14 protein-coding genes and 1 pseudogene are annotated in these 20,051 nt (G+C 65.4%); 7 read left to right on the top strand and 8 right to left on the bottom strand.

Translation table 11 applies throughout. From position 1 onward, the window contains the following. The first annotated feature begins 81 nt into the window (after positions 1-81). Genes rsgA through ACE3T8_RS06840 form a run of 3 tightly spaced genes read left to right on the top strand, consistent with a single transcriptional unit; the run spans position 82 to position 3,762 of the window. A complete protein-coding gene (rsgA, locus tag ACE3T8_RS06850; RefSeq protein WP_374607904.1) occupies positions 82-1,182 on the top strand; it encodes a ribosome small subunit-dependent GTPase A in 1,101 nt (366 codons plus the stop codon). Then, entirely contained in the window at positions 1,169-2,425 is a 1,257-nt protein-coding gene (locus ACE3T8_RS06845; protein ID WP_374607903.1) for a flavohemoglobin expression-modulating QEGLA motif protein, read from the top strand. Before rsgA ends, ACE3T8_RS06845 begins: the two co-directional genes overlap by 14 nt. Before the next feature lie 5 nt (positions 2,426-2,430). Continuing rightward, positions 2,431-3,762 (top strand): dicarboxylate/amino acid:cation symporter, encoded by a 1,332-nt coding sequence (locus tag ACE3T8_RS06840; protein ID WP_374607901.1) that lies wholly within the window; start codon positions 2,431-2,433, stop codon positions 3,760-3,762. Between the two features lie 4 nt (positions 3,763-3,766). Here ACE3T8_RS06840 and ACE3T8_RS06835 read toward each other — a convergent pair whose 3' ends face one another. Genes ACE3T8_RS06835 through gltS form a run of 3 tightly spaced genes read right to left on the bottom strand, consistent with a single transcriptional unit; the run spans position 3,767 to position 7,537 of the window. Beyond that, positions 3,767-5,086, bottom strand: a complete 1,320-nt coding sequence (locus ACE3T8_RS06835) for a hypothetical protein (protein ID WP_374607900.1) — start codon at positions 5,084-5,086, stop codon at positions 3,767-3,769. Beyond that, entirely contained in the window at positions 5,086-6,318 is a 1,233-nt protein-coding gene (locus ACE3T8_RS06830; RefSeq protein WP_374607898.1) for an FAD-dependent oxidoreductase, read from the bottom strand. Before ACE3T8_RS06830 ends, ACE3T8_RS06835 begins: the two co-directional genes overlap by 1 nt. Positions 6,319-6,325: 7 nt before the next feature. After that, positions 6,326-7,537: a sodium/glutamate symporter gene (gltS, locus tag ACE3T8_RS06825; RefSeq protein WP_374607896.1), complete on the bottom strand. Its 1,212-nt coding sequence runs from the start codon at positions 7,535-7,537 to the stop codon at positions 6,326-6,328. A 118-nt stretch (positions 7,538-7,655) separates the two neighbouring features. Here gltS and ACE3T8_RS06820 point away from each other — a divergent pair, with 118 nt between their 5' ends. Then, a complete protein-coding gene (locus ACE3T8_RS06820) occupies positions 7,656-9,965 on the top strand; it encodes an NADP-dependent malic enzyme (protein ID WP_374607895.1) in 2,310 nt (769 codons plus the stop codon). Positions 9,966-9,998: 33 nt separating this feature from the next. Here the strand turns inward: ACE3T8_RS06820 and ACE3T8_RS06815 are convergent, their stop codons facing one another. From ACE3T8_RS06815 to ACE3T8_RS06805, 3 genes are read right to left on the bottom strand one after another with little or no spacing between them, the layout of a single operon-like run. Beyond that, the gene (locus tag ACE3T8_RS06815) at positions 9,999-10,355 is read right to left on the bottom strand and encodes a response regulator (protein WP_374607893.1); all 357 of its coding nucleotides are present in this window, start codon (positions 10,353-10,355) and stop codon (positions 9,999-10,001) included. A gap of 4 nt (positions 10,356-10,359) precedes the next feature. Further along, positions 10,360-10,800 (bottom strand): response regulator, encoded by a 441-nt coding sequence (locus ACE3T8_RS06810; protein ID WP_374358042.1) that lies wholly within the window; start codon positions 10,798-10,800, stop codon positions 10,360-10,362. Next, complete coding sequence (locus tag ACE3T8_RS06805) at positions 10,797-12,602, bottom strand: ATP-binding protein (protein WP_374607891.1); 1,806 nt, start codon at positions 12,600-12,602, stop codon at positions 10,797-10,799. The genes ACE3T8_RS06810 and ACE3T8_RS06805 overlap by 4 nt, the downstream gene beginning before the upstream one ends. Before the next feature lie 272 nt (positions 12,603-12,874). On the opposite strand from ACE3T8_RS06805, the gene aceE reads away from it, so the two are divergent. The 3 genes and pseudogenes from aceE to ACE3T8_RS06790 form a co-directional block, all read left to right on the top strand. Then, positions 12,875-15,565, top strand: coding sequence for a pyruvate dehydrogenase (acetyl-transferring), homodimeric type (aceE, locus tag ACE3T8_RS06800; protein ID WP_374607890.1), 2,691 nt, complete (start codon positions 12,875-12,877; stop codon positions 15,563-15,565). Between the two features lie 161 nt (positions 15,566-15,726). Then, complete coding sequence (locus ACE3T8_RS06795) at positions 15,727-16,023, top strand: type II toxin-antitoxin system RelE/ParE family toxin (protein ID WP_374607889.1); 297 nt, start codon at positions 15,727-15,729, stop codon at positions 16,021-16,023. 1 nt (position 16,024) lies between these two features. Beyond that, a pseudogene (locus tag ACE3T8_RS06790) lies at positions 16,025-16,303 on the top strand (addiction module antidote protein); the annotation flags it as partial. A gap of 218 nt (positions 16,304-16,521) precedes the next feature. Here the strand turns inward: ACE3T8_RS06790 and ACE3T8_RS06785 are convergent. After that, positions 16,522-18,534 carry a DUF2075 domain-containing protein gene (locus tag ACE3T8_RS06785; protein WP_374607888.1) on the bottom strand — a complete coding sequence of 671 codons (2,013 nt, stop codon included), beginning with the start codon at positions 18,532-18,534 and terminating at the stop codon, positions 16,522-16,524. A 295-nt stretch (positions 18,535-18,829) separates the two neighbouring features. Further along, the gene (locus ACE3T8_RS06780) at positions 18,830-20,050 is read right to left on the bottom strand and encodes a serine hydrolase domain-containing protein (RefSeq protein ID WP_374607887.1); all 1,221 of its coding nucleotides are present in this window, start codon (positions 20,048-20,050) and stop codon (positions 18,830-18,832) included. Between the last annotated feature and the right edge of the window lies 1 nt (position 20,051).

Raw genomic sequence — 20,051 nt, 5'->3', positions numbered from 1 at the left:
CCCTCATCCGCCCTTCGGGCACCTTCTCCCGGAGGGAGAAGGGACAGCCTAGAATCCCCGCATGACGGCATCCCGACGCGCATGACCCCCCTGCAGGCCATCGGCTGGCGCTGGACGCCGCAGACCCTCGATCCGGCCTGGGCCACCCTGCTGGCCGCCCACCCCGACGCCCGCCCGGCGCGGATCACTGAACAGCACCGCAGCGGGTATGCGGTGTCCGAGACGATCGAGGCCTCGCATCGCGCCGAGTCGCTGCCGGAATGGCAGCGCGCGGGCAGTTACCGCAAGGGCGAGATCAACCCGGAGTCGCGGCCGGCGGTGGGCGACTGGGTACTGGTCGAAGGCGAGGCGCCGAATGCGCTGCGTATCGTCGCCCTGCTGCCGCGCTTCTCGGCGATCAAGCGCGGCGCGGCCGGCGAGCACTACAAGCAGCAGGTCATCGCGGCCAACATCGACACCGTGTTCGTGGTCTGCGGGCTGGATGCGGATTTCAATCCGCGCCGGATCGAACGCTACCTGCTGCTGGTCGGCGGCAGTGGCGTACACCCGGTGATCGTGCTGACCAAGTCCGACAAGGACGGTGCCGATATCGAGGCCGCGCTGCACGAGTTGCGCGCACTCGGCGTGCCGGTGCTGGCGGTGAATGCGAAGGACCGCGACAGCGTGGCCTCGCTCGAACCATGGCTGGGCGAGGGCCAGAGCATCGTGCTCGTGGGCAGTTCGGGCGCGGGCAAGTCGACCTTGACCAACACATTGCTCGGCACCGAGCGGATGAAGACCGGCGCGGTGCGCGAGAGCGATGCGCGCGGCCGCCACACCACCACCCATCGCGCGCTGATCGCGCTGCCGTCCGGCGCCTGCATGATCGACACGCCGGGCATGCGCGAGCTCAAGCCGACCGGCGAGGAAGTGGTGGCCGAAAGCTTCGCCGACATCGAAGCGCTCGCCGCAGCGTGCAAGTTCAACGACTGCCGGCACCTGAAGGAACCCGGCTGCGCGGTGCGCGCGGCGATCGAGGCGGGTGAGGTGGATGCGCAGCGCGTGGCCAACTTCCTCAAGCTCAGCGCCGAAGTCGCCGGCGCCGCCAACCAGCTGGCCACGCGGCTTGCGCAGAAGGCCGATGCCAAGGTGCAGAACAAGGCCCTGTACAAGCGCGTGGACGAAAAATATGGGCGGCACTGACGCCATCGCCCACCACGCCGCGCTCGATGCGCGGATGGCGAAGGCCGCGCGCGGGATCCGCCTGCTCAGCCTGGTGAGCTGGCCGGCCAGCGAACAGCAGACCTTCCTGGCCGAGCTGGCGCGTGGCAATGCTCGGCTGCCCGCACACCAGTATCCGCACCACGATTTCTCCGACGCGCGGCGCGAGTTCGACGCGATCGCGGCGGATGCCGACCCGTCGCATCCGCTCGGCATCTACCTGGTCGAGTCCGCGCACAGTTGGGGGCTCGCCGCGGAGCTGCTCGAACACCTCGGAACGCCGCGGGTCACCGATTTGTCGGTGGCGCTGTTCGGCAAGCCGGAGCACAGCCTGCCGGGCGGCGCGACCACGCGCGAGGCCGCCAACCACTTCATCGCCATCGCCAACGAACTCGATCGCGAGTTGCTGGCGCCGTCGGAACAGGTGGCGATCTCGGCGACCTCGCTGGCGCTGCAGCTGCAGGCGGCGCTGGACGATTATTTCGACGCGCGGGTGATCACCGTGGTGCTGGATCCCGACCTGATCGCCAAGGCCGCGGCCGGCCCGAACCGGATCCGCCTGCGCGCGGGCGCGGCGTTCTCCGACTACGACCGCCACCAGTTGCTGCAGCACGAAGCCTTCGTGCATTCGCTGACGGCATTGAACGGCCAGCAGCAAACCGTGTTGCCCAGTCTGTCGCTGTCCTCGCCGCGCACCACCGCGACGCAGGAAGGACTGGCGGTGTTCGCCGAACAGATCACCGGCAGCATCGACATCGAACGGATGAAGCGGGTCAGCCTGCGCATCGAGGCGGTGGCGATGGCGCTGGAAGGCGCCGACTTCCTGCAGGTGTTCCGCTATTTCCAGGCGGCGGGGCAGGATGCGGTGGAGAGCTTCACTTCGGCGCAGCGGGTGTTCCGCGGCGTGCCGACTACAGGCGGTTGCGCGTTCACCAAGGACACGGTGTACCTGCGCGGCCTGATCGGCGTGCATACCTTCTTCCGCTGGGCGCTCAAGCACGACAAGTTGCGCCTGTGCCGGATGCTGTTCGCCGGCAAGATGACCCTGGCCGACGTGCAGCGCTTCGAGCCGCTGTTCGACAGCGGCGATCTCGTCGCGCCGCGCTGGTTGCCGGAATGGGTGGCGCGCGCGAACGGGCTGGCCGGGATGCTGGCGTTCTCGCTGTTCGCCAACCGCATCCGCCTCGAACAGATCATGGATGCCGAAACCGTGGTCGACCTCTAACCCCGATGCAGCCGACCGTCGTCGCCGAACCTCCCGTCGTGCTGCCGTGGTATCGGCATCTGTACGTGCAGGTGCTGATCGCGATCACGTTGGGCGCATTGCTCGGTCATTTCGCGCCGGGCACCGGCGAGGCGATGAAGCCGCTGGGCGATGCCTTCATCAAGCTGGTGAAGATGATCATCGGCCCGGTGATCTTCCTGACCATCGTCACCGGCATCGCCGGCATGACCCACCTGCGCGCGGTCGGCCGGGTGTTCGGCAAGGCGATGGCGTATTTCCTGTTCTTCTCCACCCTTGCGCTGGTGGTCGGCCTGGTGGTGGCGAACGTGGTACAGCCCGGCGCCGGCATGAACGTCAACGTCGCCGACCTCGATCACTCGGTGGTCGATGGCTATGTCAGCAAGTCGCACGACCTCACCCTGGTCGGCTTCGTGCTGGACATGATCCCGGACACGCTGGTCAGCGCGTTCACCGGCGGCAACATCCTGCAGGTGTTGCTGGTGTCCGTGCTGTTCGGGATCGCGCTGGCGCTGTCCGGCGACCGCGGCCGGCCGGTCGCCGACTTCCTCGAATCGCTGACCATCCCGGTGTTCCGGCTGGTGCGCATCCTGATGCAGGCCGCGCCGATCGGCGCGTTCGGCGCGATCGCCTTCACCATCGGCAAGTACGGGCTGGGCGTGCTGGTGCAGCTCGGCTGGCTGGTCGGCAGTTTCTATCTCACCTCGCTGCTGTTCGTGCTGGTGATCCTGGGCGCGATGTGCCGGCTGTGCGGGTTCTCGGTGCTCAAGCTGATCCGCTACCTCAAGGCCGAACTGCTGCTGGTGCTGGGCACCTCGTCGTCGGAGTCGGCGTTGCCGGCGCTGATGGAGAAGATGGAGCACGCCGGTTGCGGCAAACAGGTGGTCGGGCTGGTGGTGCCTACCGGCTATTCGTTCAACCTCGACGGTACCAACATCTACATGACCCTGGCCGCGCTGTTCATCGCCCAGGCCACCAACATCGAGCTCTCGCTGGGCCAGCAGGTCACCCTGTTGCTGGTGGCGATGTTGAGTTCCAAGGGCGCGGCCGGCGTGACCGGGGCCGGGTTCATCACCCTGGCGGCGACGCTGTCGGTGGTGCCGGACGTGCCGGTGGCCGGCATGGCGCTGATCCTGGGCGTGGACCGGTTCATGAGCGAATGCCGGTCGCTGACCAATTTCATCGGCAACGCGGTGGCGACGGTGGTGGTGGCGCGCTGGGACAACGCGCTGGATCGCGCGCGGCTCGCCGCGGTCCTCGATGGCCATGTGGTCGATCCGGTCGCACCACCGCATCCGACGCGACCGATGGGTCACTGACGCGTCAGCGTACCGGTTTCAAACTGCCGTCGGGCTGGACGAGGTAATCCGCCGCTTCGCCATCCGCCGCGATGTGCACGCGGTCGCCGATGTCGATGCCGTCGTAGCGCGGGATGTCGTGGGTCAGGCGTTGCACGATCCACGGCTTGATGCCGGGGCCGGTGCGCAGCACTACCGTCGAAGTGTCCGCATGCGTACGCACCGCTCCGGCAAGCGCCGGGGAGAACACCGACTGGATGCGCCCGACCTGCTGCATGCGCCACATCACTGCGCCGCCGTGCAACACCGTGAGCAAGGCGAACACGCCGATCGCGATGCGGCCATTGCGCGACGCCCGTGGCCATGCCGCGGCAATGATCATTGCCGCGACAGCGGCAAAACCGTAGGCGTAGTGGTTCCACGCGCTGGCCAACGGCAGCACCGGCAGCAGGGCCGCGATGCCGCCCAGCAGGAACAGAGCGGCATAGCGCCGGCCTGCCTGCCAGAGCGCCGCGAACAGTCCCAGCCACAGCACGCCCGCCACGAGCAAAGGCAACGGGCGCTGCAGGGTCGTGATCGCTTCCTGCAGCGGCAGGATCGGCGGGAACAGCTGGTACTCCAGCCAGCGCAGTGGTGCATGCCACACGCTCAACACGTATTGCGTGCCTTCGCGCGGCGCGTGCAGCAAGACGTCGATGCGCAGGCCGAGGTAAAGCGCGGCGACTGCGCCGGACGTCAGTGCCGCGGCGAGCCATTTCGCTTTGCGACCATCGAACCACCATGCAAGCGCGAGCATCGGCGGGATCGCGAAGGCCGCTTCCTTCGCCAGCAACGCAATGCCGGTCAGCAGCGCGCTGGCCAACGCTGCCAGCAAGACGTGCTGCACACGTTGCACGCACAACGCGAGCAACAGCGCGCAACCGACCCACAGCAGGTCGGCGATGCAGCCGACCCAGCCATGCGTGTACACCGCGTACGGCGACAGCACGAAAAACAATGCGCCGATGGTGGCGTGTCGTGGCATCACGCCGAAGCTGCGCCCCACCACGAACAGCAATGTCGCATTGAGCGCGCCCGCGACGACCAGAACCGCATGGAACAGCATCGGCGTATTGAACAGCGCGCGCGACAACAGCATCCAGACGTTGAAGGTCAGCGGCCGGTACTGGAATGCGGACAGGTCCAGCCAGGGCACCTGCACGCCGTCCGCCGCATGCACCGCCCATTGCAGTTCGTCGTGGCTGTAGTAGCCGGGATTGAGGGCGAGCGGAAGCTGCAGCAGGCAGGCCAGTACGAATACCTGCAGGGCGATGACGATGTCGCGGCGCACCGGGTTCTGCTGCATCAGCGGGTCACCACAAGATTCGCGGCACGCTCGCCGCTGCCCATGGCCAGCGTCCAGCCGAGCATGCCGTGGCCGATGTTGAGCACCAGCCCGTCGCCCGCGTGGCGGATGATCGGGCCGGACCACGGCGTCATCGGGCGCAGGCCAGCCCAGTCGCTTTCGATGTTGTCGTAGTCGGCGGCGTGCGGCAGCGACTCGCGCGCCATCGCCACCAGGTCGGCGACGCGCGCACGATCCGGCGCAGCGTCCCAGTGGTTGAGGTCGGCAAGCCCGGCCACGCGGATCCTGTCGCCGACCCGGCAGAACACCAGTTTGCGCGCGGTGTCGGTGATGCTGGCCGAGGGCGCGTTCGCACCGCAGGGCGCGGTGAACGAATAGCCCTTCACCGCCATCAGCGGCACGCGCATGCCCAAGGGTCGCAGCAGCGACTTGCTGGCGATGCCAGCGCACACTACGACCTGCGGCACGCGGATGTGGTCGCCGTTGCTTGCATGCAAACGCCAAAGAGATCCATCGCGTTTTATGCAGTGCAGGTCGATGCCGAAACGCGCGTCGATGTCGTACTGCGTGCGCAACACATCCAGCAGGCCCGTCGCGAAGCGCCACGGATCGCCGACTTCTTCCTCCGGCGAATGCACCACGCCAGCGATGCCTTGTGCACCTGCAAGCGCCGGTTCGATGGCGATGGCTTCGGCGGCATCGACCAGTCGCTGCTGCACGCCGAACGGCCGCTTGCATTCGACCATCGCCTGCGCCGACGGCAGCGATGCGGCGTTGTAGTAGACATGCAGCTTGCCGGCGATGCGCTGGTCGAACTCGATCGGATGGCGCGCCAACAGCTCGCCCATCGCCGCGCGCGATTCGAGGGCGAGCTTCAGCGTCGTGATCGTGTTTTCGTGCAGCCGCGGCAACGTCGCGTTGCGCAGGAAGGTGAGCCCCCATCGCCAGAAATCGGGATCCGCGGAGAGGCGCGTGCGGAACGCGCGGTCGCGGCCTGCGAGCATGCCCGGCAACTGTTTCCACAAGGCGGGCCCGGCCATCGCATCGGTATAGGCATAGCTCAGCTGCGCGCCGTTCGCGAACGAGGTTTCCATCGCCGGTCCGGGCGCGCGATCGACCACGATCACCTGCCTGCCGCGACGCGCAAGCGCATATGCGGTGGCCAGGCCGACCACGCCCGCGCCGATCACCGCGACATCGGCCTCCGCCGCGGCATGCGTGGATTGCGTCATGCGCGGGTCATTGCGGCCAGAAGTTGAGGAAGCCGGTGATGATCAGCGCGTTGTTGAAATCGATGAAGAACGCGCCCACCAGCGGTGCGACCAGGAAGGCGCGCGGTGCCGCGCCGTAGCGGCGGGCGAGTGCGCGCATCACCGCCATCGCATTCGCGGTGGTGCCCAGCATGAAGCCGATAAAGCCGCCGCCCATCACCGCGGCGTCGTAGTCGCGGCCCATCAGCTTGAACACCGCCACCGTGAACAGCACCACCAGCGCCACCTGCTGGGCCAGGTTGACCAGCAGCGGCAGGCCCATGCCGGCCAGCTCCCAGAGCTTGAGGTTCATCAGCGCCATCGCCAGGAACAGGGCCAGGCAGACATTGCCGATCAGGTCGAGTGTGTGCACGGGCAGGCGCAGCCAGTCGGTGGCATCGTCCACGTTGCGGATCAGCGCGCCGACCAGCATGCCGCCGATGGTGGCTGGCATGGTCAGGCCGATCGCGGCGAAGCCCTTGATCACCCAGCCGCCGGCCCACACCGCGAGCAGCAGCACGACGATCGCCTTGAGCGCGTTGAACTCGCGGGCCGCGTCAGTTTCCATGGTGGCCACGCGACCTTCGATGTCGTCTGCGACCGGTGTCGGGGTGGCGTCCGGGGATTGCGAACCGGTGATGCCGTAACGGCGCATCAGCACGGTGATCGCCGGTCCGCCGATCACCCCGCCGCAGACGATGCCGGCCATCGCCGCGGTCACCGCGATCGACTCCGCCCCGCGCAATCCCGCGGCTTCGAACGCGGGTGCGAAGGCGAGGCCGGTCGCCGGTCCACCGGTCAGCGTCGCCGAGCCGGCGAGCACGCCGAACATCGGATGCAGGTCGAACAGCCACGCGACCGCGATGCCCACCAGGTTCTGCACCACCGCGAAGAACGTGGCCAGCAGCAGGAACAGCACCACCGGCCAGCCACTGGCCTTGAGCAGGCGGAAGCTGGCGTTGATGCCGACCGTGGCGAAGAACGCGATCATCAACGGCGACTGCAGGGTGGTGTCGAGCTCGAACAACTGGGTTCCGCGGGCATGCGCCCACCACACCACCAGCGCCACCAGCAGGCCGCCGACCACCGGTTCCGGCAGGTTGTAGCGGCGCAGCACCGGGATCGCGCGGCACAGCGCATAGCCGGCGAACAGCGCCAATCCGGCGAAGGCGACGGTCTGGACGACATCCAGCTGGATCATGCGGGGGCCTCGGGACGGAATCGCAGGACTGTCTCACAGGTGGGCCCGGCGGGGCCACGGCGGGTCGTGGCGCATGCGGGCGCGTAGAATGGACAGCCCGTCAAGGTGGCTGCATGCGATGTCCGATACCCCCGGCAACGACGACCTGCAAAAAGATGACCTGAAGCGGGCCGCGCTCGACTATCACGCGCTGGAACCGAAGGGCAAGATCAAGGTCACGGCGACCAAGCCGATGGTGACCCAGCGCGACCTGGCCCTTGCGTATTCGCCGGGCGTGGCCTTCGCCTGCGAGGCGATCGCCGCGGACCCGCGGATGGCCAGCGAGTACACCGCGCGCGGCAACCTGGTGGCGGTGATCACCAACGGCACCGCGGTGCTCGGCCTCGGCGACATCGGCCCGTTGGCCGGCAAGCCGGTGATGGAAGGCAAGGGCGTGCTGTTCCAGAAATTCGCCGGCATCGACGTCTTCGACATCGAACTCAACGAGCGCGACCCGGACAAGCTGGTCGAGATCATCGCGGCGATGGAACCGACCTTCGGCGGCATCAACCTGGAAGACATCAAGGCGCCGGAGTGCTTCATCGTGGAGCGCAAGTTGCGCGAGCGGATGAACATCCCGGTGTTCCACGACGACCAGCACGGCACCGCGATCATCGTCGGCGCGGCCGTGTTGAACGCGTTGGAAGTGGCGGGCAAGAACATCGAGGACGTGCGGCTTGCGACCGCAGGTGCCGGCGCGGCCGGCATCGCCTGCCTGGACATGTTGGTCGCACTGGGGCTGAAGCCGGAGAACATCCTGGCCATCGATCGCGAAGGCGTGCTCTACACCGGCCGCGGCCACATGGACCCGGACAAGGAACGTTACGCACGCGACACGCCCAAGCGCACGCTGGCCGAGATCGTCGACGGCGCCGACATCTTCCTGGGCCTGTCCGCCGGCGGCGTGCTTGCGCCTGCGATGGTGGCGACGATGGCGCCCAACCCGATCATCCTGGCGCTGGCCAATCCGTATCCGGAGATCCTGCCGGAAGATGCCCGGGCGGTGCGCCCGGACGCGATCATCGCCACCGGCCGCAGCGACTATCCGAACCAGGTCAACAACGCGCTGTGCTTCCCGTACATCTTCCGCGGCGCGCTGGACGTGGGCGCGCAGGAGATCAACGAGGCCATGAAGCTGGCCTGCGTGCGCGCGATCGCTGCGCTGGCGCGCAAGGAAGCCTCGGACCTGGGCAGCGCCTACGGCGGCGAAGTGCCGAAGTTCGGCCGCGAATACCTGATCCCGCGCCCGTTCGACCCGCGCCTGCTGACCATGCTGGCGCCCTGCGTGGCGCAGGCCGCGATGGACAGCGGCATCGCCGAGCGGCCGATCGCCGACATCGCTGCGTACAAGGAAAAACTCGGCCAGTTCATCCATCGCACCAGCCTGATGATGAAGCCGGTGTACGAGCGCGCGCGCAGCGAAACGAAGCGCGTGGCCTATGCCGAGGGCGAGGAATACGTGGTGCTGCAGGCGGTGCAGACGGTGATCGACGAGGGCCTGGCCTTCCCGATCCTGATCGGCCGGCCGGAAGTGATCGAGAACCGCATCGCCAAGCTCGGCCTGCGCATGCGCGCGGGGGTCGACTTCGAGCTGACCAACATCAACGACGATCCGCGTTTCGAGGACTACTGGCGGCAGTACCACGCGCTGACCGAGCGTCGCGGCGTGACCCCCGATGCCTCCAAGAACCTGATCCGCTCGCGGCCCACGATCATCGCCGCGCTGATGGTCGAGCGCGGCGAGGCCGATGGCCTGATCACCGGCATCGTCGGCCGCTACCACAAGAAGCTGGGCTACCTGCGCAGCATTTTCGACTTCGACGCCGGCGTGCAGGGCACCGCGGCGATGACCGGGGTGATCAACGACAAGGGTGCGTGGTTCTTCGTCGACACCCATGTGCAGATGGATCCGTCCGCCGAGCAGATCGCCGAGGCGACCATGCAGGCGGCGTACCGGCTCAAGCTGTTCGGCATCGAGCCGAAGGTCGCCCTGCTGTCGCATTCCAACTTCGGCAGCCACCAGGACGCCAGCGCCACCAAGATGCGCCGCGCCTACGAGATCGTCCGCGCGCGCGCGCCGAAGCTGGAGATCGATGGCGAGATGATGGCGGACACCGCGTGGGACGAGGCGCTGCGCCAGCGGATCATGCCCAATACCACGCTGTCCGGCCGCGCCAACCTGCTGGTGATGCCGAACCTCGACGCCGCCAACATCGGCTATAACCTGATCCGCGTCGCCACCGGCGGCGTTGCGATCGGCCCGATCCTGATGGGCCTGGACCAGCCGGCGCACATCCTCACGCCGGCGTCGTCGTCGCGTCGCGTGGTCAACATGAGCGCGATCGTGGCGGTGGAAGCGCAGATCCGCGCGGCGATGACGGTGAAGTGACCAGCAGGCCGGCGCGTCGGCGCCGGACGGGGTCTAGCGGGCAGCGTGCAAGTCCGCCAGCAAGGCCGGCAGGCGATGCAGTTCCGACTTGCCCAGCACCACCGCCGGCACCCCGGGCGATGGCGCTTCGTCGGCGCCGCTGAGCAGGACCAGCGGCAGCTCGGGTTGGCGTTCGTGCAACAGCGCCAATGCAGCGAGGCCCGAATAACCGGGCAGGTTGAGATCGCTCACCGCGACCGTCGGCTGGAACGCGTCCAGGGTGTCGCGCAGCATCCGTTCGTTGCTGGCGCAGCGCAGCTCGAACGACAGGCCGGCATCCTCCAACTGGAAGCGCAGCAGGTCCGCATCGTCCGTGCAGTCTTCCACCAGCAGGATGCGCAGTGCCGGCATCGGCTTACTCGGACGGCGTCTCGTTGAGGACCGCCCAGAAGCGGCCCAGGGTCTTCACCGCGGTGAAGAACTGCTCGGAATCGACCGGCTTCACCACGTAGGCGTTGACGCCCAGGTCCCAGCTCCGCGCCAGGTCGCTCTCTTCGCGCGAGGAGGTCAGCACGACCACCGGCAGGCGCTTGAGCTGTTCGTCCGCGCGCAGCTGGCGCAGCACTTCCAGGCCGTCCATGCGCGGCATCTTGATGTCCAGCAGCAGCACGGCGGGCAGGCCTTCGGGACGGTCGGCGAACTTGCCGCGGCGATGCAGGTAGTCCATCGCCTCCAGGCCGTCCATGACGTGGACGATGGGATTGGCGAGGTGGGCCTCGCGCAGCGCATCGATCGCCATTTCGGCGTCGGCGGGGCTGTCTTCGGCGAGCAGGATGGAACGGATGGTCGGGGTCATGCCTTGGTGTCCGGTTGCGGTGCGTCGGGCGACGCGGGAAGAGTGAAGATGAAGCGTGCGCCTTTTCCGGGCTCGGATTCGGCATGGATCTGGCCGCCGTGGCGGGCGAGTACCCGGCGGACGCTGGCGAGTCCGATGCCGGTACCTTCGAATTCGGCGACTGAATGGAGGCGTTGGAAGACGCCGAACAGCTTGCTGGCATAGGCCATGTCGAAGCCGACACCGTTGTCCTTGACCTCGAAACGATGGTCGCCACTGGAATCGCGGCCATAGCCCACCTCGATGACCGCCGGCTCTGAACCGGTGCTGTATTTCACCGCATTCGAAAGCAGGTTCTGCCACACTTGGCGCAGCATGTTCTCGTCGCCGACCATGATCGGCAGCGGCGCGATCCTCCATTCGATGCGATGGCCGGGGCGGTCGTGCGCATTGGTGGCATCGAGCATCGCGCGGATTTCCTCGACCGCCGACTGCATGTCGACCGGCTGCAGGCGCAAGGCGCTGCGGCCAAGGCGCGAGTACACCAGCAGGTCGTCGATCAGCTGCGACATCCGCCGCGCCGAGGTGGTGATGGTGTTGAGGTAGTGGAAGGTCTTCTCGTCGTTGCGCTCGCCCAGGTGGCGGCCCAGCTTGTCGGCGAAACCGCCGATGTGGCGCAGCGGCGCGCGCAGGTCGTGCGACACCGAATAACTGAAGGCTTCCAGTTCGCGGTTGACCTCGGAGACCTGGTCGACCTTGCCCATCAGCTGGCGGTTGAGTTCGCGTACCTGCAGTTCCGCGGCCTTCTGCGCGGTGACGTCGTTGGCAGTGACCAGGGCGACCTCATCGACACGGTCGGGCAGGGCCATGCGCCGTGCATTGACCAGCAAGGTGCGCTCGCGGCCGTCTTCGCCACGATGGGTGATCTCGTGGTCCCACAGTTCGCGGTTGCGGGCGAGGACGTCGGCCAGGCGCTGGCGGGTTTCCGGTGCGTCCCAGGTGCCGCCGCCGAAGGCGCTGATGGGCGTGCCCGGCTCCGCATCCGTCGCCGCGAACACTTCGCGGAACGCCGGGTTGTGCAGGACCACGCGCAAGTCCTTGTCGACCACCGCCATCGGCTCGCGCACGGTCTGCAGCACCGACAGGGCGCGCGCGCTGGATCGCGCCGCCGCGGCCTCGGCCACGCGCCGGTTGCGCCATTGCAGGCGCAGCAGGACGGCGACCGCGCCCAGTAGCAGCAGCTGCAGCAGCATGGCGAGCCAGGTCAGCACGGCGCTGCGCTCGGACAGGCGCGTCGCTTCGCTCGTGCGTTCCTTCAGCAGCGCCTGCTCGTGTTCCAGGATCTCCGCGCCGATGAAGCGCAGCGGGTTGCGATCCAGCAGCCACTCGATGTCGCGCGCATCCGCCTGGCCGGCCGGCTTGGCCAGGATGGTCTCCATGATCATGCCGCGCTGTTCGATGATCGAACCCAGCTTGCCGATCCTGACTTGTTGCTCGGGATTGTCGCGGGTGAGCTGGGTCAGCCGCGCCAGGTTGATGGGGATCTCTTTCTGGCTCTCGGCCAGGCGCTCGCGGATCGCCGGGGAATCATGGCCATAGGCATAGGCCACGGTGGCGGACTCGCGGTTGCGCAGGTCGTACATCAACCCGTGCACCGTCGCGTCAATCTCGTGCGTGTGGTTGACGATCGCTGCCGCATCCACGCTCCTGCGGTTCGCCTCGCGCAACACCCAGAACGGGCCGACCACGATCAGCAACACCAGCGCCCCGATCAGGGCGACCAGGCCGAAGGACTGGCGGGCAGGGGCGGGCGTTTGCGGCATGCGAACAGATTCTGGTGTGGAGAGGACGGCAGCTGGCAGCTAGGCCGCGACCGGCGGGTCCCCGGACCGCCGGCGTCGCCACGGAACGGCACGCCCGTGCAGGATAGCCAGCCAACCTGTGAAAGAGGATTCACGCCATCATCACAAATACGAAGGTCGCTGGAAATGAATTGTCCGGGTAAATCAGGATTTTGGGTGCAATGCAGCATCGAATCGCCTGGAACGCTTGCTAGACTCGGGCTCCGACCGATCGCGCCGTGGGTGGAACACCGATGAACTGGCTCAACGAAATGCTCCAGAACGACCCCGATCCGCAGGAATCGCGGGAGTGGGTCGAATCGCTGAAGGCGGTCATCGACCACGACGGCGCGGGCCGCGCGCACCAGTTGCTGGAGGGCATGGTCGAACTGACCCGTCGCGCCGGCGCCTACCTGCCGTTCGACCCCACCACCAGCTACATCAATACCATCCCCACCCACATGGAACCGGCCATGCCCGGCGACGCCACCATGGAGTGGCGGATCCGCTCGATGATCCGCTGGAACGCGATGGCGATGGTGGTGCGCGCCAACCGCAAGCCGGGCGAACTGGGCGGCCACATCGCCAGCTTCGCGTCCTCGGCGACCCTGTACGACGTCGGCTTCAATCATTTCTGGCGCGCACCCAGCGCCGACCACCCGGGTGATTTGCTGTACATCCAGGGCCACAGCTCGCCGGGCATCTACGCGCGCGCCTTCCTGGAAGGCCGCATCAGCGAGTCGCAGATGGACAACTTCCGCATGGAAGTGGATGGCCGCGGCATCAGCAGCTACCCGCATCCGTGGCTGATGCCGGACTTTTGGCAGACCCCGACGGTGAGCATGGGCCTGGGCCCGATCGCCGCGATCTACCAGGCGCGCAGCTGGAAGTACCTGGAAGCGCGCGGGCTGATGCCGAAGACCGACCGCAAGGTCTGGTGCTTCCTCGGCGACGGCGAAACCGATGAGCCGGAATCCCTCGGCGCGATCGGCGTGGCCGGCCGCGAGGGCCTGGACAACCTGGTCTTCGTCATCAACTGCAACCTGCAGCGCCTGGACGGCCCGGTGCGCGGCAACGGCAAGATCATCCAGGAACTGGAGGGTCAGTTCCGCGGCGCCGGCTGGAACGTGGTCAAGGCGATCTGGGGCAGCTACTGGGATCCGCTGCTGGCCAAGGACAGCCAGGGCATCCTCAAGAAACTGATGATGGAAACCGTCGACGGCGAATACCAGAACTGCAAGGCCTTCGGCGGCGCGTACACGCGCGAGCACTTCTTCGGCAAATACGCGGAGACCGCCGCGATGGTGGCCAACATGTCCGACGACGACATCTGGCGCCTCAACCGCGGCGGCCACGATCCGCACAAGGTCTTCGCCGCCTACGACAACGCGATGAAGACCGTGGGCCAGCCCACCGTGATCCTGGCCAAGACCGTGAAGGGCTACGGCATGGGCGCGGCCGGCGAAGCGCTGAACCCCACCCACCAGACCAAGAAGCTCGACGACAGCGCGGTGCGCGCGTTCCGCGACCGCTTCAAGCTGCCGATCGACGACGACCAGTTCAAGGACGGCAACGTGCCGTTCTTCCGCCCGGACGAGAAATCGCCCGAACTCGAGTACATGCGCGAGCGCCGCGCCAAGATGGGCGGCTACCTGCCGCAGCGCCGGCAGAAGGCCACGCAGTCGCTGGAAGTGCCGCCGCTGCAGACCTTCGAGCGCCTGCTCAAGGCGACCGGCGAGCGCGAGATCAGCACCACCATGGCCTTCGTGCAGATGTTCAACATCATCCTGCGCGACAAGCAGGTCGGCCCGCGCTGCGTGCCGATCGTCGCCGACGAGGCGCGCACCTTCGGCATGGAGGGCCTGTTCCGCCAGCTCGGCATCTATGCGCCGCAGGGCCAGAAGTACAAGCCGGTGGATGCCGACCAGCTGATGTTCTATCGCGAGGATTCCGCCGGCCAGGTGCTCGAGGAAGGCATCACCGAGGCCGGCGCGTTCGCCAGCTGGATGGCGTTGGCCACCAGCTACAGCACCAACGACCTGCAGATGTTGCCGTTCTACATCTACTACTCGATGTTCGGCTTCCAGCGCGTCGGCGACGCCGCCTGGCAGGCCGGCGACATGCGCGCGCGCGGCTTCATGCTGGGCGGCACCGCCGGCCGCACCACGCTCAATGGCGAAGGCCTGCAGCACGAGGACGGCCAGAGCCAGACCCAGGCCGGCCTGATCCCCAACGTGCGCAGCTACGACCCGACCTTTGCCTACGAAGTGGTGACCATCGTCCAGCACGGCATGCAGCGGATGCTGGCCGAGCAGCGCGACGAGTACTGGTACCTCACCCTGATGAACGAGAACTACACCCATCCCGAAATGCCGGAAGGCAGCGCGGAGGGAATCATCAAGGGCATGTACCTGCTGAAGGACGCCGGCAAGGCGAAGAAGGGCGAGCTGCGCGTGCAGTTGCTCGGCAGCGGCACCATCCTGCGCGAGGTGATCGCGGCGGCCGATCTGCTGGATGCCGACTTCGGCATCAAGTCCGACATCTGGTCCTGCCCCAGCTTCAACGAACTCGCCCGCGACGGCGTGGACGCCGAACGCTGGAACCGGTTCCATCCCGAAGCCAAGGCCCCGCGCAAGGCGTGGGTGACCCAGCAACTGGAAGGCCGCCAGGGCCCGGCCATTGCCGCCACCGACTACATCCGCATCTTCGCCAGCCAGATCCGCGAATACGTGCCGATGCGCTACAGCGTGCTCGGAACCGACGGCTACGGCCGCAGCGACACCCGCGCCAACCTGCGCCGCCACTTCGAGGTCGACCGCTTCCACGTGGCCCACGCCGCCGTGGCCGCGCTCGCCGCCGACGGCAAGCTCACCGCCAAGGACGTGGCCCGCGCGATCAAGCTCTACAAGCTGGATGCGGAGAAGCCGAATCCGATTGGGGTGTGATTGCTCTTGCCTCCCCCCTTGCGGGGGAGGGTGCCCGAAGGGCGGGAGAGGGGTAAGGAAAAGGCGGCCACTGGCCGCCTTTTTCATTGCCAGACGAATTGACATCATGTGAACTGTGGTTCACAGTTCGTGCATGGCCATGAGGCAAGGATCGCGCCGGCATGATCGAAGTCAGGAAGACGCGGCTGTTCGAGGACTGGTTTGTTGGCCTGCGGGACCAACAGGCAAGGCTGCGGGTGCAAGTGCGAATCGATCGGCTGGCATTAAGCAATCCGGGCCAGCACCGCGTGCTCACTGGTGGCGTCTGCGAAATGAAGATCGACCACGGCCCCGGCTACCGCGTGTACTACACGAAGCATGGCGATGCCTGGGTGCTCCTGCTGTGCGGGGGCGACAAGGCTTCGCAACGAGCGGACATCAAGGCCGCGCAGGCATTGGTGAAGGAACTGGAGAACTGAGATGGCACTGAAGACAACGCCTTGGGATTCCGCCGAGTACCTGAAGTCGGAGGCGGACATCACCGCCTACCTCGACGCCTGCTTCGAAGAGGCGGGCGACGATCCGGCGTTCCTGACCCATGCGCTTGGTGTTGCCGCGCGTGCGCGCAACATGAGCCAGCTGGCGCGTGATTCCGGGCTCACGCGTGAAGGTCTCTACAAGGCGCTGTCGGCGGAGGGGAATCCGAGCTTCGGGACGGTGTTGAAGGTGGCAGATGCGATGGGGTACCGGTTTGCGTTGGTCAGCAAGCCAAAGAAGGCTTCCTCTCGTTCGGCCAAGCCAGCTCCGGCTAAGAAGACTGCAAGTGGCAAGCGCGTTGTCAGTGTTCGCGCGAAGGCATGAGCGAGAGATTGAGGCAGCGATCAAGCTCTACAAGCTAGATGCGGAGAAGCCGAATCCGATTGGGGTTTGATATCTGAAGGTAGGAACGAGAAAGCGGCCGAGAGGCCGCTTTTTCTTTAGGTCAGCTCGGGAAGACCGAGTGCTCTGAAATAGTTGTAGGTGGGGTCGTAGAAATCCGCCGCGCGAGTAGGGTCGGTTTCGCTGCCTTCAGGCACCACAAGCACCATGCCTTGACGGGCGCGAGTCAGTAGGACTCGATATGCATTCTTCAAGTAAATCTGACGTTCGAGTTTGTTGATTCGATTCCAGCGTGTGCCCTTGAACTCGTGGTGGGACCAGCCGCTGCCGTTAAAGCGCAGGTCGCCGTCCCATACGACGCATGCCCAGTCGAGTTCGAGCCCCTGCACTTGAAATTCGGTGGCGACGTCTTCGAGGTAATAGGAAGAGCGAGTGTCTTCCTTGCCATCAAGGAACCATTTCACGGGGTCGGTCTTCACGCGAACATCGATAGCGTGCGGCTTGAGTCGTTGCGCCTGTGACGACACAACGACGCCGTATCGTTCCGAGCCGCGGGCCTGATCGCGGAGCCATTGCTTTGCGCTATCCAGATTGCGGGTGATCTTGATGGGGTAGCGGGCACTAACTTCTGCAAGAGTCTTCGCAGCATCTTCCTCCATGTCCAAGACTTCGCGAACGAATTTACTGAGCGATTCGGCGCGGAAGGAACGCATGGATGTTGCCAGATGAAGGTCTTGGTTTTGCCGCGTTGTTTGAAGCGGCAAAATCTTGGCAAGCGAGGAGGCGCTGCGATATTCGGATTCCACAAGACTTGGCGAAAGGTGTACTTCCCAGCCTTTAAACCTATTGAGAACGGCTTCAAGCCATTCACTAATTCCGGCTTCACCCGTGTTTATTTCTTGGCCGCCGCCGACCAAACAAACAACAACTGCCCAGTCTTCATGGCGATCCATGCATGAGATCAAGAATTCGGGCTCTGAATGCTCGAAGTCCGGTATGCCTTTTTTCCTTCGCATGAAGTCTGCCGTCTTCGCGTGCGTCCAAGCGCGCTGCGACTCATCGAAAATCACGACATGACCTGTGGGTGGTCTATCGTCGACCAGGCATGCATCCCTAAAGTGATGGACGATCTGGATGAATGCCTTAACTGCGCTTCTCGCGACCCCTATGCGGACGGGCGTTTGGGAATAGCTGCTCCGACGGACCTTGTCACGAGCAAGTGCCTCCGTTAGCACGGCAACGAGCGGTGCATTGCCTGAAAGATAGACGCTATATGTGTCGCTATCCTTATCGAGATGTCGATTGGCAACATCGAGTCCAACAAGAGTTTTTCCTGCGCCAGGCACGCCGGTCACAAAGCAAATAGCTTTTTTTCCAGTCGCGCGCGCGTTCTCGATGATCTGATCGATGGCTTTTGAAGTAACAGTAAGGTTTTGGGCGCTCGCATCACTTCGTGAAATGCTTTCCACAGAATGGCCCGCATACAGCGCGCGCGCCGCTTCGATGATCGTGGGCGTGGGCAAATAGCGGCCACTCTCCCAGTTTGAAATATCGATGCGAGGTGCTTTGAGGAAGTCCATCGTCTGCGCAATGACTTCCTGCAGGTCATCCGCATTGGCGCGGATCGGACGAACTAGGTCGTCGTCATGCAGAGTTCGCTGCAATTCAATCGTCTGGGGTTTTGCCTTGGTGGCCACCAGCACAGGCGCGATGCAGATGCCGTGGCTCGCATCGTGAAAGTTTTTCAGATCGAGCGCGTAGTCCCAGACTTGGTCAAGTGCAGAAATATTGAACTGAGACTCGCCAGCTTTGAACTCGAGAACGAAAAGCACATGCCCAACGATAAGAATCACATCGGCCCGTCGACCCAAACGAGGAATGGTGTATTCGAAGTAGATTTTTGCGGACGAGTGTTCTGAATCCGCAAGTTGCAGTGTCTTAAGGACTTCGATTTGTTCTTGCCAGGCGTTGTTCTGCGTGAGGTCGAGATCTCCGCCTGCGCGGCGCGTCATCTCACCAAGAATTTCGTCGGCACTTTGTTCGACAAAGTCTTTGAAATGCGCGCTGTATAGCCAACGACGAATTGAAGTTTTCGTTTGGTGGTCTTCCATGCCAACCCTTCCATGCGCCCCGAGTGCATATCCAGGGTACAGCAGCTGACCTAGAGAAAATCACACTCGGCTATCCAACCATCTTCTAGTTCGACAAAGCCGAAGTCTTCGTCCTCATACAAGAAGAATCGATATCCGCAGGCGCATTGATGGAGTTGAGGTTCCTCGCCAACCCAATCGGTTCGCAACCCACAGATGGGGCAGCACATTGGTTGGTCATGCATCAGATACGCGGGCAGCGACTCCATGCATCGATGGTGTTAGCAAGTCGTCCCACGCGCTGAGACGAGAATTATCACCACCCCAGCGCGCTTTGTTCCTCCACCCGACTAAACGCCGACCGCTCCCCCGCCTCCGGCGTGTCGTTGCCGGTACTGAAATACACCAGGCCCGTCCCTGCCTTGCGATCCACCCACAACCCGGCGAGCAGGCCATACGCATTGCCGCTGTGGCCGATGCGTTGCACGCCGTCGCCGACGGGGTCGTCGCCGCAGTCGGGCAGGCCGCTGGCCAGGGTGTGCACGGCCAGGCCATAGCGACAGGTGAAGCCCTTGGTGGCGCGGATCGGGTCGTCTTCCTCAATGGTCAGGCCGTTGCCGTCCTTGAGTTGCCATTGCGGGCCGATCATCGCCTGCACCGATCCGGGCGTGAGCAGGCGCACGCCGTCGACTTTGCCATCGCCCAGCAACAAGCGGCCGATCTTCGACAGGTCATTCGCGGAAATGCGCAGGCCGCCTTGCGGGCCGAACACGTTGGTCGACTTGCCGGCTTGCCATGTCGAGAGATCGCAACTGCCGTCGCTGGCCTTGGTGATGCCGCAGGCGGGCTTCTTGCCCTGGTTGTCGTCCACCGCGGGCTTGCCGTTCTGGTAGAGCACCACGGCGCGCGCGGCAGTGGCGTCGGCGCAACTCGGCCAGCCGTAGCACGCGTGCAGGCCGAGCGGTTGCAGCACCAGTCGTTGCATCAACAGGTCGAGGCGTTCACCGGTGGCACGTTCCATCACCGCGCCGATCAGCGGGAAGCCGACGTTCGCGTAGCGCCAGTACTTGCCGGGCGCGTGCTGCGGATCCCATGCCTTCGGATCATCGAGCAGCTTGCGGAATTCGCCGTCCAGCGGCACCTGCCAGTAGCCGGCGCCGTCGGTCAGGCTGGCGGTGTGCGAGAGCAGCAGGCGCAGGGTGATTTTCTTTTTCGGGAAGCTGGGGTTGCGGAGGGTCCAGCCCAGCGCCTTGGAGACATCGGCATCGAGGTCGAGCTTGCCGTCCTCGACCAGCCGCATCACGCCGATCGATAGCACCAGCTTGCTGATCGAGGCGATGCGCACCGGATCATCGATGCTGATCGCGCGCTTGGTGGCGGGATCGGCATAGCCCTCGGTGCGCGTGGAGGTGATGCCGTCGCGGTCGAAGGCCACGCGCACACGGGCCGTCGGTGAAGCCGCCTGCGGTTCCGCGGCGGGGGCGAGTCCGCAAGACAAGGCGAGGATGAGGGCAACCAGCAGGGTGGGCATGCGCATG

The sequence above is a fragment of the Thermomonas sp. genome (assembly GCF_041919455.1).
Lineage (GTDB): Bacteria > Pseudomonadota > Gammaproteobacteria > Xanthomonadales > Xanthomonadaceae > Thermomonas.
Note: the sequence above shows the minus strand (reverse complement) of the source record. Positions and strands in the feature narration are given on the sequence as shown.